Raw genomic sequence first — 15658 nt, 5'->3', positions numbered from 1 at the left:
AACTGACGCCCATGACCCGATTCGACGCCGCCGAGGAGGCGGAGCGGCGAAAGCTCTACGCGGAGGCCGTGACCGCACACAGAAAGCGGTCCAGTCCGGTGACGACGATCGACGTCGACCCCGACAGCGACACCACGGAGACCGACGGGGAGTTTCCCCCGTGGATACAGGTGGCGGGCACGGAAGTCGTGATGGACTGCACCGACGCCGAACTGGAGCGGTTGAAGGATCTGCTGGGGGAGTACCCGGAGTTCCGCATCGAGGAACTGGAGAGCCCGGAGGAGGCGGAGGGGACGAACGCGGTGGTCTCGGCGCGATCGGACGCGAACCGGATCGCGGACTTCGCGGAGCGCGCGTTCCGCGAGGTGTACGAACTGGAGTCGGACTACCGCGCGTGGGTCACCGCGGTCTGAGCCGGCTCTTTTTTGAACGCGGCGTCGGACCGCCGCTCCTCCGACCGCGGGGTCAGACCGCCGACCGCGTCCGCGCGCGAGAGAGCATCGCGGCCGCGACCGCGACCGCGGCCACGGCGACTCCGACGACGCCCCAGTCGCCGACGACGCGCCCCGCACCGAGCGCGTTCAGCAGCGTGAACGCGAGGAAAACCGGCAGCAGCGTCCCGATCAGGTAGCGCCACGGCACCGCCAGCGCCGCGGCGATCGGTCCCGCGCCCGCGCGCAACTCCGCGACCGCCTCGTCGCCGAGCGTCCATCCGGCGAACAGCAGGAACGCGAGGAGCCCGAGCGCGAGCAGGTTGTCGACCACCGGCCCGGCGACGAACTCGAACAGCGCGGGGCGAAGCGCGTTCGCCGTGCCCGTGACGGCGATCAGCGCGCCGGTGCCGGCGACCGCGCGCTTCCGCGGGACCTCGAACTCGTCGACGAGGAACGCGACCGGGATCTCGAGGATGCTGATCGACGAGGAGAGTGCCGCCAGAAGCACCACGCCGAAGAACGCGGCGGCGACGAGTGTGCCGAACGGGAGCGCGGTGAACGCGCCCGCGAGGCTCACGAACAGGGCGCCGGGGCCGCCCGTGCCGGGGTCGACCTCCAGCGCGAACAGGAGCGGGAAGACGACCAGCCCCGCCAGCACGCCGACGGCGGTGTTGAGCGCGGCGATGGTCGTCGCGTCGACCGCGAGCGACCGGTCCTCCCCGACGTAGGAGGCGTAGACGAGCATCGTCCCCGCCCCGACCGAGAGCGTGAACAGCGCCTGCCCCGCGGCCGGCAGCAGGAGGTCGAGCGCGTTCGTGCGGAGCGTCCCGAGGTCGAACCCGAGCAGGAACGCGAACCCGGCGGCGGCGCCCTCCTGCGTGCCGGCCCACGCCGCCAGTGCGACCAGCAGGACGACGATCGCGGGCATCATCACCTTCGTCGCGACCTCGATGCCGCGCCGGACGCCCGCGGCGACGACGACGCCCGTGATCGCGAGGAACGCGAGGTGGAACGCGACCGCGGACGGACCGTAGGAGATCGCCGCGAAGTGCGCGCCCGGTTCGGCCGCGTACGGTGCCGCGCCCGCCAGCCCCGCGAGGCTCTCGAGGAAGTACCGGAGGATCCACCCGCCCACGACGCTGTAAAAGGAGAGCAGCACCGTCGCGGCGAGCACCGCGATCCCGCCCGCGGCGCCCCACGCCCGCGACCCGGAGAGGTCCCGGAGCGCGCCCACGGGGTTCCGGTTCGCGCGCCGTCCGATCACGAACTCCGCGAGGAGGCCGGGGACGCCGACGAGGAGCACGACGCCGAGATACACCGCCAGAAACGCGCTCCCGCCGTTCTCGGCGGTCATCCAGGGGAACCGCCAGACGTTTCCGAGCCCCACGGCGCTGCCCACCGCCGCGAGGATGAAGCCGACTCGCGTCGCCCACGTTTCGCGTGTCATTACCCGTCACAGCGGATCCGCACTCAAAAGCGTAACTACCTGACGATCCCTCAACTCCGCGGCACCTACGTTTTTGAGTCGGTTTGCGGCCGATATGTTCTCGAATCTATCGCCGATCGCGGCGAGACGGTGTTGGATCGTCGTTTATGTCAGTCAGATTTCTGTATCGGTCGACCAGCGCCCGTTGCGGTCGGATCTCGACTACCCCCGACACCGTGTGGTCGCTAGTCGGGGGTACCCGTCGCCCTTTCTGATTCGGAAAATTATTTTCCAGATTCGGGGGATTTGCAGGGGTGAATGCGTAACCATTAACCTCGGCAGTCCCCACTCTACACACACGAGGCACGAGACTACACATGGCAACTCTCGAAATCAACGATCTCCACGCACGAGTGGCTGAGGAGGACGGCGAACGGATCCTGCGCGGTGTTGACCTTCGGGTCGAATCCGGCGAGATCCACGCGCTGATGGGCCCGAACGGCTCGGGCAAGTCGACGACCGCGAAGGTCATCGCGGGCCATCCGGCCTACGAGGTGACCGACGGCGAGATCCTCCTCCACCTCGACGAGGCGGACGTGGCCGACATCGACGAGGACATCGACGAGGAGGACTACACCTGGAACCTCCTCGAGCTGGAGCCCAACGAGCGCGCCGCGCTCGGCATCTTCCTCGGCTTCCAGTACCCCGCGGAGATCGAGGGCGTCACGATGACGAACTTCCTCCGGCAGGCGATCAACGCCAAACACGAGGAGCGCGAGGAGCTCTTCGAGGACGAGGAGCCGGAGGCCGACGCCGACGAGGACGAGGACGCCGGCTACGACTCCTCACCAATGGAGGGCCCCACGGACGAGGGCGAGATCGGCGTCGCGGAGTTCCAGCAGCTGCTCTCCGAGAAGATGGAGCTGCTCGACATGGACGAGAAGTTCATGCAGCGGTACCTCAACGCCGGCTTCTCCGGCGGCGAGAAGAAGCAGAACGAGGTGCTGCAGGCCGCGATGTTAGAGCCGGCCGTCGCCGTGCTCGACGAGATCGACTCCGGGCTGGACATCGACCGCCTGCAGGACGTGGCGAAGGGGATCAACGCGCTCCGCGACGAGCAGGGCACGGGCGTCCTCCAGATCACCCACTACCAGCGCATCCTGGACTACGTCGAGCCCGACCACGTCCACATCATGCTGGACGGCGAGGTCGTCAAGAGCGGCGACGCCGAGCTCGCTGAGCAGCTCGAGGACAAGGGCTACGACTGGGTCCGCGAGGAAGTCTACGAGGCGGCGTAACTACTCGTGATTACACACCAGTATAATGTCCACGCGAACGTAATCAACACACAATGAGTTCCGAAGACCACATCAAAGAGACCGACACCGAGGCTCGCTTCGAGTTCAAGAAGGAGCAGAAGTCGGCGTTCCAGACGGAGAAGGGCCTCACCGAGGAGACCATTCGGCTCATCTCCGAGGACAAGGACGAGCCGGAGTGGATGCTCGAGCGGCGCCTCCGCGCGCTCGAACAGTTCAAGGCGATGCCGATGCCGACCGACTGGCCCGGCCAGCCGGACCTCTCCGAGGTCGACATCGACGAGATCATTCCGTACATCCGCCCCGACATCGAGACGCGCGGCGGCGCGGACAACTGGGAGGACCTCCCCGAGGAGATCCAGGACACCTTCGACAAGCTCGGCATCCCCGAGGCCGAGAAGAAGGCGCTCTCCGGCGTCGGCGCGCAGTACGAGTCGGAGATCGTCTACCAGAACATGCAGGAGCAGTGGGAGGAGAAGGGCGTCATCTTCTGTGACATGGACAAGGCGGTCCAGGAGCACGAGGAGATCGTCAAGGAGCACTTCATGACGAAGTGCGTCCCCCCGAGCGACAACAAGTTCGCGGCGCTCCACGGCGCCATCTGGTCCGGCGGCTCGTTCGTGTACGTCCCCGAGGACGTCACGGTCAACATGCCGGTCCAGGCGTACTTCCGGATGAACTCCGAGGGGATGGGCCAGTTCGAGCACACGCTCATCATCGCCGAGGAGGGCTCCGAGATGCACTACATCGAGGGCTGCTCGGCGCCGAAGTACTCGGCGTTCAACCTCCACTCCGGCGGCGTCGAGGTGTTCGTCGGCGAGGACGCGCACGTCCAGTACTCGACCGTGCAGAACTGGTCGAAGAACACGTACAACCTCAACACGAAGCGCGCCATCGTCGAGGAGAACGGCCGCATGGAGTGGATCTCGGGCTCGATGGGCTCGAAGGCCACCATGCTGTACCCCTCCACGATCCTGAAGGGCCGCGGCGCCTCCGACAACCACATCACCATCGCCATGGCCGGCGAGGGACAGGACATCGACACCGGCGCGAAGGTGTACCACAACGCGCCCGAGACGAAGTCGACCATCGAGTCGAAGTCCATCGCGAAGGACGGCGGCCGCACCAACTACCGCGGCCTCGTCCACATCGCGGACGGCGCCGAGGACTCCTCGACCGCCGTCGAGTGTGACGCGCTGATGTTCGACAACGAGTCGACCTCCGACACCATGCCGTACATGGAGATCAACGAGTCGAAGGTCGACGTCGCCCACGAGGCGACCGTCGGGAAGATCGGCGACGAGGACATCTTCTACCTCCAGTCGCGCGGACTGGACGACGACGACGCCAAGCAGATGATCGTCTCCGGGTTCATCGAGCCGATCACGGAGGAGCTGCCCATCGAGTACGCCGTCGAGCTGAACCGGCTCGTCGAGCTGGAGATGGAGGGGAGCCTGGGATAATGTCCGTGCAGGTACCCGCCAGCATCTCGGCCGAGACGGTCGAGCGCATCGCCGAGGAGCGGGACGAGCCCGAGTGGCTCCTGGAGACGCGCCTCGCGGCGCTGTCGGCGCTCGACGATCTGGACCTCCCGGACGTCATCCAGACGCCGGGCAACCGCTGGACCGACCTGGAGTCGCTCGACTTCGAGTCGCTGGTCGACCCGCTCAACCAGGCGGACACGACCGAGCGCTCCGAGGACACCGACGCGGTCGTCCTCCCGTTCACGGAGGCGCTCGAGGAGTACGGCGACCTGATCGAGGCGAACTTCGGCTCCGTACTGGACCCGCAGGAGAACTACCTCACGGCGCTGTCGGTCGCGCTGTTCACGACCGGCACGTTCGTCTACGTCCCGGAGGGCGTCGACGCCGAGGACGTGACCGTCCGCGCGGAGATGAACTCCCGCTCGCTGTTCAGCCAGACGCTCGTCGTCACCGAGGAGTCGTCCTCGGTCACGATCCTCGAGGGGATCGAGACGGGCGACGCCGTCGAGGGCGAGCGCTACTTCTCGAACCTCGTGGAGGTCGCGGCCGGCGAGAACTCCCACGTGCAGTTCGGGTCGCTCCAGAACCTCGACGAGGAGACGTACACGTACGCGCTCAAGCGCGGCGACGCCGACACCTACGCCACCGTCAACTGGATCGAGGGCAACCTCGGCTCCCGGCTGACGCGGTCGGACATCGAGACCGACCTCAACGGCGACGGCTCCGAGAGCCAGATCGTCGGCGCGTTCTTCGGCCACGAGGACCAGCACTTCGACATCAACGCCCGCGTCTGGCACCAGGCCGAGAACACGACCGCGGACCTCGTGACGCGCGGCGTCCTCGACGACGAGGCGCGCTCCGTCTACGAGGGCGTCCAGGACGTGGGGGAGGACGCGTGGAACACCTCCTCCTACCAGCGCGAGAACACGCTGATGCTCTCGGACGACGCCGAGGCGGACGCGTCGCCGAAGCTCATCATCCACAACCACGACACCGAGGCCTCCCACTCGGCCACGGTGGGGCAGGTCGACGCGGAGGACCTCTTCTACATGGAGAGCCGCTCCATCGACCCGATCACCGCGCGCAACATGCTCGTGGAGGGCTTCTTCGTCCCCGTCCTCGAGGAGATCGCGGTCGACGAGTTCCGCGAGGACCTCGAAGCGCTCGTCGCCGAGCGCCTGCGCTGAACGTCCCCGCCCGCCGTTCGCTCTCGACTTTTTAACGCCGCCCCACCGCCGAGGGAACCCCTTAAGTCGGCGTCGCCCCGACGCACGTGTATGCGACCGGGAGCAACGACCCGAGGTGACCGCCGCCGATGAGCGTCGGCAGCCGGATCACCTCCGACGACCAGCTCGCGCGCCTCCTCCAGATCGGCATCGTGCTGGAGGAGGTCGTCGAGGCGCGGGCGTATCACCACTATCGGAGCCTCGACGAGGAGCTGGACGCCGAGATCGAGGAGCTGCTCGAGGAGGCGGCCACCGAGTCCGCCGAGCACCGCGAGCGGCTGGAGGACCTCATCGCCGACCTCGACGTCGAGAGCGTCCCCTTCGAAGAGATCGAGACGCTCGTCGAGGCCCGGTACGGCCGCACGCAGCCCGACGACTTCGACGGCGTCCTCTACGACCAGCTCTGTAACGAGGAGACGGCCTACAAGTTCTACGACGACCTCATCGAGGCGGTCGAGGACACCGAGGCGGAGCTGTCCGTCGACCGCGAGGCGGTCCTCGACGTGCTCCGGGCGATCCGCGCCGACGAGGCCGCGGGCGTCGAGGAGGTCGCGCGGATCATGGAGGACCGGTAACATGATGTCGACGGGCGGGGAATCGGCTATCGACCGGCGGGCGACGACGGGAGGCGACACGTGAACACCGCAGACCAGTACCTCAAGGCGATCTACCTCATCCAGAAACAGGCGGACGGCCCGGCCTCGACCGGCGCGATAGCGGACGCGGTCGACGTGAGTCCGGCGAGCGCCAACGAGATGATCGGCAAACTCGAGGAGCGGGGGCTCGCCGACCACGAGAAGTACAAGGGGGTGACGCTCACCGACGACGGCATCGTCCGCGCCCGCGACGCGCTCCAGACCTACTGCATCATCGAGCGCTTCCTCGCGAACGTCCTCGGCGTCGAGGAGTTCCGCGAGGAGGCGGGCGAGCTGGAGGCCGTCATCGACGACACCGTTGCCGACCGCCTCGACACGATCATCGACCGCGAGCCCGAGTGTCCCGACTGCTTCGACGCGGAGGCCGACGCCTGTGCGTGTCTGGAGGCGGCCTTTGAGGGGACGGCGTCGGACTGACCGAAACCGCAACCGTTTGGTAGGACCGCCGTTTAGAAATTGATGCCCAGTCTCGTGGTGTAGTGGCCAATCATATGGGCCTTTGGAGCCCATGACGGCGGTTCGAATCCGCCCGAGACTACTTATATTTCGTACATAAATTCCGACCGCGAAGTCGCGCTTACCCTTCGCCTACCCCTCGCCCACCATCCGGTCCTCCTCGGCCCACTCACGCTCGCGGAGCTCGTACTTCTGGACCTTGCCGGTCGCGGTCGTGGGGAGGGACTCGACGAACTCCACCTCGCCCGGCGTCTTGTAGTTCGCCACGCGCTCCTTCACGAACGCGCGGAGGTCCTCGGCGGAGACGCCGGGGTCGTTCGAGTCGCCGGAGTCGGGGACGACGAACGCTTTTGGGGTCTCGCCCCACTTGTCGCTCGGCGCGGGGATGACGGCGACGTCCGCGACCGCGGGGTGTTCGAAGACGGCGTCCTCCAGCTCGATGGAGGAGATGTTCTCGCCGCCGGAGATGATGATGTCCTTCTTGCGGTCCTGGATCGAGATGAAGCCGTCCTCGTCGACGACCGCCAGGTCGCCCATGTGGTAGTAGTCCTCCGCGCGCTCCGAGAACGCCTCTTCGGTGGCCTCGGGCTTGTTCCAGTAGCGGTCCATCACCTGGTTGCCGCGGACGACGACCTCGCCGACCGTGGAGCCGTCGGGGGGCACGTCGTCGCCGTCCTCGTCGACGACCCGGATCTCGGTGCCGAGGTAGCCGATCCCCTGCGTCTTCTTCACCGCGAAGCGGTCCTCGGAGTCGTCGGCGAAGTGGCGGCGAGCGTCCGAGGTTGTGATCAGGGGGCCGGTCTCGGTGGCGCCGTAGACGTGTTTGAGGTACCAGCCGAACTCCTCCTCGATGGTGCGGATCGTCGCCTCGGGCGGGGCCGCGCCCGCGGTCGCGACGCGCACGTCGTTGGCGCCGGTCGTCGCCCCGCCGTGTTCGTCGTGGTACTCGCCCAGCGAGTTGAGGACGGTCGGCGCGGCACAGAAGTAGGAGACGTCCTCCTCGCGAATCCGGTCGAACACCTCGCCGGCGTCGACGCCCCGGGCGCAGACGTGTCGGGCGCCCGCCCCCGTGATCGCGTAGATGTGGCCCCAGCCGTTGACGTGGAACATCGGGAGCGTCCACAGGTAGACGTCGTCGTCGGCGATCTCCTGGTGGACGCTGATCAGGTACGCGTGGAGCGTCTCCGCGCGGTGGGTCCGACAGACGCCCTTCGGGTCGCCGGTGGTACCGGAGGTGTAGTTGATCGTGATCACCTCGTCTTCGTGCATCTCCGGGCGCTCGGCGGCGTCGGGGTCCGCCTCGGCCAGCACCGCCTCGGCGTCCTCCCACTCCCCCTCGACCGCGTCCGGGTCGTCCGTAATGAACGTCTCCACAGGCACCTCCTCGCGGACCGCCTGCACCTTCCCCGCGTACTCGTGGTCCGCGTACACGGCCGTGACGCCCGCGTCAGCGAGGATGTACGCGTAGTCGTCGGGGGTCAGCCGGTAGTTCAGGGGGGTGTGGACCGCGCCGGTCTCCATGATCCCGTAGGCGGCTTCGAGGTGGTAATGCGTGTTCGGGTCCAACACCGCGACGCGGTCGCCTTTCTCGACGCCGCGCGCCTGGAGCGCGGCCGCGAACCTGTCGGCGCGCTCGGCCAGTTCCTCGTAGGTGTACCGCGTCCCGTCCGTCGCCAGCACCGCCTCCTCGTCCGCGTAGTGGCGCCGCGCCCGGTCGAGGAAGTCGGTCACGAGCAGTGGCTTGTGCATCGTCCGTCCGTATCCTTCATGATTAATAGCGATTGTGCTCGGCGCAAGGGCGGCGTCCGCGGGCCGTGGCGTGGCCGCGGGAGAGCCGCCGTCCCCGCCGGTCTCGCGGACGGCGTCGGAAAACCCTAAGCCCGTGGCCCCCTCGGCTTTCACCATGCAACCCCTCTCCGTGCTGGGGCCGGATGCCGCGACGCTCGTCGACGCGCTCGCGGCGCGACTCGAGGGCCGGATCGCCGTCGTCGAGCACGCGGCCGTCGAGGCGGACGGACGGTCGTCGAGCGCGACGAGGGCCTCGCTCGCCCCCGACGGGACGTGGACCGCGACCGGCACCGAGTCGGACTTCACCGACGTGCTCGACCGATTCGCGCCGGACCACGACTACCTGCTCGCGACCGGTTTCTCGCGGCTCCGCGTGCCGACGGTCCTGATCGGCGACGACCGCGACCCCACGGGCGTGCCCGGTGACGTGGTGGCGACGCCGGACGCGGTCGCCGACGTCGACCTGGAGGCGCTCATCGCGACGCTCGAGGATGCCGAACCGTGGATCACGCTGGAGGCGCTCGTCGAGCGCGCGACCGCCCATCCGGACGCGGAGTTCTCGGGCGCGGTCGCCACGTTCACGGGGCGCGTACGGGGGAGAGAGGACCCCGACGACGACCGGACGACGCACCTCGCCTTCGAGAAGTACGAGGGCGTCGCCGCCGAGCGCATGGCCGCCATCGCGGCCGACCTCGAGGACCGCGACGGCGTCTTTCGCGTGCTGATGCACCACCGGACCGGCGTCATCGAAGACGGGGAAGACATCGTCTTCGTCGTCGTGCTCGCGGGCCACCGCGAGGAGGCGTTCCGCGCGGTCGAGGACGGGATCGACCGCCTGAAGGACACCGTCCCCATCTTCAAAAAGGAGACCACGGAGGCGGAACAGTTCTGGGTCCACCGGCAGGAGTGACCCTCGACCGCCGCCGCGCGCCCGGTCTCCCAGGCGATCATGGGGAGAAAATTTCCGGAAATGGTGGGTCTTCTCGGAGAATTTGGCCGCCAATCCGCGGAGGTTCTCGATACGTTCTAACCGTCTCAAAAAGACGCATGAATGTTCTTGAGGGTTCTAAAAGAGTCGTGAAAGGTCCCTTCACCTCGTTTTACGTCGGCGGAACGATAAAAGCGACCGAACGTCCCCTAACGTTGCTCCGTTTATAACACCCTGCGGGGGTAAGCGTGGGGTACGTCATGAGCGCAACCGCCAATCCCTCCACGGACGCAGGCACGACCGAGACCGCGAGCAAGGAGGAGCGGCTCAAGGAGTACCTGCTCGAGCGGGCGCAGGACGGCGAGATGTACTTCAAGGGGAAGTTCATCTCCGAGGACGTCGACCTCTCTCCGAAGGAGATCGGCGCCCTGATGGTGAAGCTCCGCGACTCCGCGACGGAGCTCACCGTCGAGAAGTGGTCCTACACCGGCGCGACCACCTGGCGCGTCGAGCCCGCGTAGCGAGCGCGCTCGGTCCTCGGTCCCCGGCAGCGCCCTCCCCGCCCTTCCGGACTTTCTCGCCTCGACCGCACCGCCCCTCCGAAAGCGTCGATCAGTGACGCGTTCTCGACCGTTCGCGCCCGGAGCGCCGCCGGCGCGGGGTTTATTGGCGGCCGAACCCAGGCTTCGGTGATGGCAGACAGCCAGGAGGGCGCGCCGGCGTCAGGGGCGGTTCCCCTGCCGGAGTCGCTCCGTACGTTCTTCCGGGTGGACGACGTGCGGCACGACGGCGACCGGATCCGGTACGTTGGGGAGTCGCTGCTCCCGGAGCGCGCGCTCCTCCGCGAAGTGGCGCCCGCGTTTCACGAGGCGGGCTACGAGGTGGACTTCCGGTCGACTGCGGAGGCCGACGTGCTGGTCGCCCACCCGCACGGCAGCGGCCGCGAGGGGATCCCGTGGCTCAACGCCGTCATGCTGCTCGCGACGGTCGCGAGCACGCTGTTCGTCGGCGCCTACGGCTGGTACTACGTCCCGCTGTCGACGCTGACCGAGGACCCCCTCACGCTGCTCCGCGCGTGGCCGTTCACGGCCGCAGTGCTGGGCGTCCTCCTCACCCACGAGCTGGGCCACTACGCGGCCGGTCGCTACCACGGCGTGGACGTGTCGCTTCCCTACGTGATCCCCTTCGTCTTCCCCTTCGGGACGCTGGGGGCGGTGATCCGGATGCGGGGGCGGATGCCGTCCCGGAAGGCGCTGTTCGACATCGGCGTGGCCGGTCCCGTGGCTGGCCTCGTCGCGACGGTCCTCGTCACCGCGATCGGCCTCTCGCTCGACCCGATAGCGGTTCCCGACCACGTGCTCCGCGAGTCCTCACGGATGATCGTGTTCAACAACCCGCCGTTGCTGTCGTGGATCGCGGCCGTGCTCGGTCGAGACGCCGGCGCGTCGGTCCATCCGGTCGTGATCGGCGGGTGGGTCGGGATGTTCTTCACCCTCCTGAACCTCCTTCCGGTCGGACAGCTCGACGGCGGCCACATGACCCGGGCCATGCTCGGCGAGCGGCAGGAGACGCTGGCCTCGCTCGTCCCCGGCGCACTGTTCGCCATCGCGGGCTACCTCTACTGGGTGCTCGACAAGGGACTGCAGGAATCGGTCGGCCTGTGGGCCTTCTGGGGCCTCTTTGCGCTGTTCATCGCGTTCAACGGCCCCGCGACCCCCGTCGACGAGTCGGAGCTCGGTTGGCCGCGGCTGGCGGTCGGAATCGCCACCTTCGCGGTCGGCGCGACCTGCTTCCTCCTCGTCCCCGTCGAAGTGGTCGGATAAATACGTGAAGACGGCCGAACGGCGCGGTACGGCCCGAAAAGCCGTTTACGACAGCTTCTCGATGTTGTCGACGACCGCCTCGGCGAACTCGGAGGTGGCGAGCTTCTCGCCGCCCTCGATCTGGCGGTGGAGGTCGTAGGTGACCTTGCCGGAGGAGATGGTCTCCTCGACGGCGTCGCGGACCAGGTCCGCGGCGTCGGACCAGCCGAGGTAGTCGAGCATCTCGCGGCCGGAGAGGATCATCGCGGTCGGGTTGACCTTGTCCTCGCCGGCGTACTTGGGCGCGGAGCCGTGGACGGGCTCGGCGAGCGCGCGGCCGTGACCGTAGTTGACGCCGGGCGCGATGCCGAGGCCGCCGATCTGGGCGCCGGCGGCGTCGGACATGTAGTCGCCGTTGAGGTTCATCGTCGCGATGACGGAGTAGTCGCTCGTCCGCGTCAGGAGCTGCTGGAGCATGTTGTCGGCGATGCGGTCCTTGACGACCACGCTGTCGTCGGGCTGCTCGCCGTCGTACTCGTCCCACAGCTCGTCTTCGGTGATGAGCTCGTCGCCGTACTCCTCCTCGGCCAGCTCGTAGCCCCAGTCGCGGAACTGCGCCTCGGTGAACTTCATGATGTTGCCCTTGTGGACGAGCGTCACCGAGTCGCGGTCGTTCGCGAGCGCGTAGTCGTACGCCTCGCGGATGAGCCGCTTGGAGGCGTACTCGGAGATGGGCTTGACGCCGATGCCGACGGGGCCGTCGTGGATGACGTCGGCCACGTCCATCTCGTCTTCGAGGAAGTCGCGGACCTGCTCGACGTCGTCGGTGCCGGCCTCCCACTCGATGCCGGCGTAGACGTCCTCCGTGTTCTCACGGAAGGTGATCATGTCCATCTCCTCGGGGTTCTTCACCGGGGACGGGACGCCGTCGAGGTGGTAGGTCGGGCGGACGTTCGCGTACAGGTCGAGCGTCTGGCGGAGCGCGACGTTGAGCGAACGGAAGCCGGAGCCGACCGGCGTCGTCATCGGGCCCTTGATCGCGACGCGGAACTCGCGGATGGCGTCGACGGTGTCGTCGGGGAGGTTCTCGTCGTACTTCTCGCGGGCGCTCTCGCCGCCGTACACGCGCATCCACGCGATGGAGCGGCCGGTCGCCTCCGCGGCGGCGTCGAGCACCTTCTGGGCGGCGGGACCGACGTCGGTCCCGATACCGTCACCGTGGAGGATCGGGATGATCGGGTTCGCCGGCACGTCCAGCTCGCCCGTCTCCTCGTCGGCGAGCGTGATCGCCTCGCCCTCTTCGGGCACGTCGACCTTGTCGTAGCTCATGAACGTTCGTGGCTTCTTGGAGCGCCCTAAAGTGCCTGCCGCTTTCGCTCCCGACCGCGAAGACTGCCGCAAACGGACGCGTGCGTCGAGTTCCTCACTCGCCTCGCCGCGCTTCCAACAGCCGGAAGCCCGCGGTCGCGTAGCCCGCCAGCGCGATCACCATGTACGTCCCGCGGTCGAAGACGTAGCCGATCCGCTCGGTGTCCTCGTCCGCGTCCGGGCCCATGTCCGCGTAGGTCCAGTAGTGCTGCTCGCCCGTCGACCCCCGGCTATGGTCGCTCCCGACCGCGGTCCCGCCGTCGGCGGTGCGCTCGAACTCGATGAACGTCTGCTCGAACCCGCGCTGGTCGGAGACGAGCAGGTGTCCCGAGAGGTCGATGAACTCGTCGTGGACGGGCCACAGCAGGTTCGCGCCGTTGAAGAAGGCGTCCAGCAGCACCGCGGCGACGATCCAGCCGCCGAAGAGACTCACCCACGCGAGCCGCCAGCCTCCCGCCCCCCACCGGGCCAGGATCCGGGAGTCGGTCCCGCGCCGTACGTCGACCCACGCCGCGACGAGCAGCGCGGACGGCACCAGCAGGTTGTGGAGCACGGCGCGGTGGCCGCCGTCGATCAGCCACAGCCCGATGAACGTGTCCAGGTCCGGGACGACCGCGGCGCCGACCACGACCGCCAGCGCGCGAGCGTCGAAGTCGTCCGTCAGCAGCGCCGCCGCGAGCAGCGCCGCGAACCCGGCGTGGATCAGCGTCGAAGGCATATTCGATGGTAGTCGTTCACAGGGATAGCGCTTCCGCGGGCCGGGCGGTCCGCGTTCCCTTTGTTCCCGAGCCGACCGAGCCGACGTGGGGTTCAGACGGTGATCTCGAACCGGGTCCCGTTCAGCGCGTCGGCGTCCGCGACCTCGATCCGCCAGCCGTGCGCGTCGACGATCCCCGAAACGCTCACCATGCCCATCCCCGTTCCGTCCGCCTTCGTCGTGAACCCGGCCTCGAACACCGCGTCGCGGTTCTCGGGTCGGATCCCCGGACCGTCGTCCTCGACGTAGAACCCGCCGTCGGTGCGCCCGACGCGGACGGTCACGGCCCCCTCGGAGTGTTCGACCGCGTTCGAGAAGAGGTTCTGGAGGAGCCGCCGCGTCGCGTCCGGATCGGCGGTGATGTCGAACTGGTCTACCACCCGGAGATCGGACCCGTCCGCGGCGTCGACGCGCGCCCACGCGTCCTCCGCGAGTCGCCCCAGACCCACTCGCCGAGTCTCGCTCACGACCTCCCGGCTCCGGAGCGTGTCGGCCAGGTCCTCGCGGAGGTCGTCGAGCCGTTCGATCGAGTCGCGGGCCCGCTTCACGTGTTCGACCTCCCCGGTCTCGACCGCCAGTTCGAGCCATCCGCGAACCGTTTCGACCGGTGTTCGCAGGTCGTGTGAGACGATGCTCGCCAGTTCGTCGAACCGTTCGTTCTGTCGTTCGAGCCGACGTTCGCGCTCCTTTCGGTCCGTGATCTCCTCCTGAAAGCCGACGTAGTTCGTCACCGTGCCGTCCTCGTCACGGAGCGGCGCGATCGAGACGCGGTTCCAGAAGCGGTCGCCGTTCTTCCGGTAGTTCCGAAGTTCGACGGATACCGGCTCGTCTTCGTCGATCGCTTCCCGCATCCGGGTGACGGGTTCCTCCCGCGTCTCCGGCCCCTGCAGGAACCGGCAGTTCCGACCCCGGATCTCCGCCTCGTCGTACCCGGTGATCTCTTCGAAGCGATCGTTGACGTAGCGGATCGGCTGTCCCTCGTCGGCGTTCCCCGTTATCACGATCCCGACCGGTGCCTCTCCTATCGCCTGATCACGGAGCTCCAGTTCCCGACGCACCTTACAGGCGTGGATCGCGTGGGCGATGTCGGCGGCGAGCTCCGCGAGGAGGGCCTGCTCCGCCTCGTCGAACAGCTGCTCGCGACCGGCGTAGACGACGAGGACCCCGAACACGGTCCCGTCGTACTCGAGCGGCACCGCGGCGACCGACCGAAAGCCGCGCTCGAGGGCCGCCTCGCGCCACGGATCGAAGAGGGGGTCGCTCTCGACGCGCTGCGAGGCGGCGACCCGGTTCTCCTGTACGGCGACCGCGGCGGGGCCGGGCTGGTCGGGGCCCTCTCCGGCCGGAACGGACACCTCCTCGAGGTAGCCGTCGGCCGTCCCCGCCTCGGCCCGCGGCGTGACGCGGTCGCTCTCCGGGTCGACTTCGCCGACCCATGCGAACCGGTACGGCTCCGCGTCGGCGACGATCCGGCAGACTGCCGTCTCGATCTCGTCGCGCGAGGACGCCTGGACGAGCGCTCGATTGATCCGCCCGCCGAGCCGTCGCAACCGTTCGAGGTTCTCGGCGCGAAGCGAGGACCGGCGCCGCTCGACCGCGTTCTGGACGCGGTTCGCCAGGATGGCGTACTGCTCCGTCCCGCCGCCCTTCTGGAGGTAATCCGTCGCCCCCGCCGAGATGGCCTCGCTAGCGACCTCCTCGCTCCCCTTCCCCGTGAAGAGAATGAACGGGAGGTTCGGATACCGGTCCCGGACCGTCTCGAGGAGTTCGATGCCGTTTCGCCCGGGCATGTCGTAGTCGCTCACGACGCAGTCCGGTCGCTTCTCGGACAACTGTTCGAGGGCTTCTTCCGCGTTTCTGGCGGAGGCGACGGTTATCCGGTCGCTCTCCCGTTCGAGATAGCTGGCGACCAGATCGCCGAAGTTCGGATCGTCCTCGACGTGGAGCACTCGGATTGGGTCTGGCATGCTGTCGGCAGTCCGCTGTTCTTTCGACTGTCGTCGTCTCCCTCACATAA

The 15658-nt window shown here is 68.0% G+C and carries 14 protein-coding genes and 1 tRNA gene; 10 read left to right on the top strand and 5 right to left on the bottom strand.

What is annotated here, in order from left to right; genetic code table 11:
* Window positions 1–11: 11 nt before the first annotated feature.
* Window positions 12–413 (top strand): hypothetical protein, encoded by a 402-nt coding sequence (locus ACZ432_RS04150; RefSeq protein ID WP_426963495.1) that lies wholly within the window; start codon window positions 12–14, stop codon window positions 411–413.
* A gap of 52 nt (window positions 414–465) precedes the next feature.
* On the opposite strand, the gene ACZ432_RS04145 is transcribed toward ACZ432_RS04150, so the two are convergent.
* A complete protein-coding gene (locus ACZ432_RS04145) occupies window positions 466–1881 on the bottom strand; it encodes a sodium-dependent transporter (protein ID WP_426963496.1) in 1416 nt (471 codons plus the stop codon).
* Between the two features lie 356 nt (window positions 1882–2237).
* Between ACZ432_RS04145 and ACZ432_RS04140 the strand changes: the two genes are divergently transcribed.
* The 6 genes from ACZ432_RS04140 to ACZ432_RS04115 all read left to right on the top strand — a co-directional run bounded on the left by ACZ432_RS04140 (window position 2238) and on the right by ACZ432_RS04115 (window position 7080).
* The gene (locus ACZ432_RS04140; protein WP_426963497.1) at window positions 2238–3158 is read left to right on the top strand and encodes an ABC transporter ATP-binding protein; all 921 of its coding nucleotides are present in this window, start codon (window positions 2238–2240) and stop codon (window positions 3156–3158) included.
* Between the two features lie 53 nt (window positions 3159–3211).
* Entirely contained in the window at window positions 3212–4639 is a 1428-nt protein-coding gene (sufB, locus tag ACZ432_RS04135) for a Fe-S cluster assembly protein SufB (RefSeq protein ID WP_426963498.1), read from the top strand.
* A complete protein-coding gene (gene sufD / locus ACZ432_RS04130) occupies window positions 4639–5847 on the top strand; it encodes a Fe-S cluster assembly protein SufD (RefSeq protein WP_426963499.1) in 1209 nt (402 codons plus the stop codon). Before sufB ends, sufD begins: the two co-directional genes overlap by 1 nt.
* Window positions 5848–5975: 128 nt before the next feature.
* Window positions 5976–6461, top strand: a complete 486-nt coding sequence (locus ACZ432_RS04125; protein ID WP_426963500.1) for a ferritin family protein — start codon at window positions 5976–5978, stop codon at window positions 6459–6461.
* 60 nt (window positions 6462–6521) lie between these two features.
* Window positions 6522–6959 carry a metal-dependent transcriptional regulator gene (locus ACZ432_RS04120; protein WP_426963502.1) on the top strand — a complete coding sequence of 146 codons (438 nt, stop codon included), beginning with the start codon at window positions 6522–6524 and terminating at the stop codon, window positions 6957–6959.
* Window positions 6960–7007: 48 nt separating this feature from the next.
* Window positions 7008–7080, top strand: a tRNA-Gln gene (locus ACZ432_RS04115).
* Between the two features lie 50 nt (window positions 7081–7130).
* Here ACZ432_RS04115 and ACZ432_RS04110 read toward each other — a convergent pair.
* Window positions 7131–8747 carry a long-chain-fatty-acid--CoA ligase gene (locus tag ACZ432_RS04110; protein ID WP_426963503.1) on the bottom strand — a complete coding sequence of 539 codons (1617 nt, stop codon included), beginning with the start codon at window positions 8745–8747 and terminating at the stop codon, window positions 7131–7133.
* A gap of 154 nt (window positions 8748–8901) precedes the next feature.
* On the opposite strand from ACZ432_RS04110, the gene ACZ432_RS04105 reads away from it, so the two are divergent.
* The 3 genes from ACZ432_RS04105 to ACZ432_RS04095 all read left to right on the top strand — a co-directional run bounded on the left by ACZ432_RS04105 (window position 8902) and on the right by ACZ432_RS04095 (window position 11537).
* A complete protein-coding gene (locus ACZ432_RS04105; protein ID WP_426963504.1) occupies window positions 8902–9696 on the top strand; it encodes a molybdopterin synthase in 795 nt (264 codons plus the stop codon).
* Between the two features lie 278 nt (window positions 9697–9974).
* Window positions 9975–10235, top strand: coding sequence for a DUF7123 family protein (locus ACZ432_RS04100; protein WP_058366103.1), 261 nt, complete (start codon window positions 9975–9977; stop codon window positions 10233–10235).
* A gap of 171 nt (window positions 10236–10406) precedes the next feature.
* The gene (locus ACZ432_RS04095) at window positions 10407–11537 is read left to right on the top strand and encodes a site-2 protease family protein (protein WP_426963505.1); all 1131 of its coding nucleotides are present in this window, start codon (window positions 10407–10409) and stop codon (window positions 11535–11537) included.
* 45 nt (window positions 11538–11582) lie between these two features.
* On the opposite strand, the gene icd is transcribed toward ACZ432_RS04095, so the two are convergent.
* The 3 genes from icd to ACZ432_RS04080 form a co-directional block, all read right to left on the bottom strand.
* On the bottom strand, window positions 11583–12845 hold the full coding sequence (icd, locus tag ACZ432_RS04090) for an isocitrate dehydrogenase (NADP(+)) (RefSeq protein WP_426963506.1): 1263 nt from the start codon (window positions 12843–12845) through the stop codon (window positions 11583–11585).
* A gap of 94 nt (window positions 12846–12939) precedes the next feature.
* Window positions 12940–13602, bottom strand: a complete 663-nt coding sequence (locus ACZ432_RS04085) for a metal-dependent hydrolase (protein ID WP_426963507.1) — start codon at window positions 13600–13602, stop codon at window positions 12940–12942.
* A 92-nt stretch (window positions 13603–13694) separates the two neighbouring features.
* A complete protein-coding gene (locus ACZ432_RS04080) occupies window positions 13695–15608 on the bottom strand; it encodes a sensor histidine kinase (RefSeq protein WP_426963508.1) in 1914 nt (637 codons plus the stop codon).
* Between the last annotated feature and the right edge of the window lie 50 nt (window positions 15609–15658).

It is taken from the genome of Haloparvum alkalitolerans, assembly GCF_055381565.1.
This window is presented reverse-complemented; position numbering and strand designations above follow the sequence as displayed.

What these genes read in the sequence shown, in the direction of transcription:
- ACZ432_RS04150 (WP_426963495.1), top strand. Translation starts at nt 12, where the DNA reads ATGACCCGATTCGACGCCGCCGAGGAGGCGGAGCGGCGAAAGCTCTAC.
- ACZ432_RS04145 (WP_426963496.1), bottom strand. Translation starts at nt 1,881, where the DNA reads ATGACACGCGAAACGTGGGCGACGCGAGTCGGCTTCATCCTCGCGGCG.
- ACZ432_RS04140 (WP_426963497.1), top strand. Translation starts at nt 2,238, where the DNA reads ATGGCAACTCTCGAAATCAACGATCTCCACGCACGAGTGGCTGAGGAG.
- sufB (WP_426963498.1), top strand. Translation starts at nt 3,212, where the DNA reads ATGAGTTCCGAAGACCACATCAAAGAGACCGACACCGAGGCTCGCTTC.
- sufD (WP_426963499.1), top strand. Translation starts at nt 4,639, where the DNA reads ATGTCCGTGCAGGTACCCGCCAGCATCTCGGCCGAGACGGTCGAGCGC.
- ACZ432_RS04125 (WP_426963500.1), top strand. Translation starts at nt 5,976, where the DNA reads ATGAGCGTCGGCAGCCGGATCACCTCCGACGACCAGCTCGCGCGCCTC.
- ACZ432_RS04110 (WP_426963503.1), bottom strand. Translation starts at nt 8,747, where the DNA reads ATGCACAAGCCACTGCTCGTGACCGACTTCCTCGACCGGGCGCGGCGC.
- ACZ432_RS04105 (WP_426963504.1), top strand. Translation starts at nt 8,902, where the DNA reads ATGCAACCCCTCTCCGTGCTGGGGCCGGATGCCGCGACGCTCGTCGAC.
- ACZ432_RS04100 (WP_058366103.1), top strand. Translation starts at nt 9,975, where the DNA reads ATGAGCGCAACCGCCAATCCCTCCACGGACGCAGGCACGACCGAGACC.
- ACZ432_RS04095 (WP_426963505.1), top strand. Translation starts at nt 10,407, where the DNA reads ATGGCAGACAGCCAGGAGGGCGCGCCGGCGTCAGGGGCGGTTCCCCTG.
- icd (WP_426963506.1), bottom strand. Translation starts at nt 12,845, where the DNA reads ATGAGCTACGACAAGGTCGACGTGCCCGAAGAGGGCGAGGCGATCACG.
- ACZ432_RS04085 (WP_426963507.1), bottom strand. Translation starts at nt 13,602, where the DNA reads ATGCCTTCGACGCTGATCCACGCCGGGTTCGCGGCGCTGCTCGCGGCG.
- ACZ432_RS04080 (WP_426963508.1), bottom strand. Translation starts at nt 15,608, where the DNA reads ATGCCAGACCCAATCCGAGTGCTCCACGTCGAGGACGATCCGAACTTC.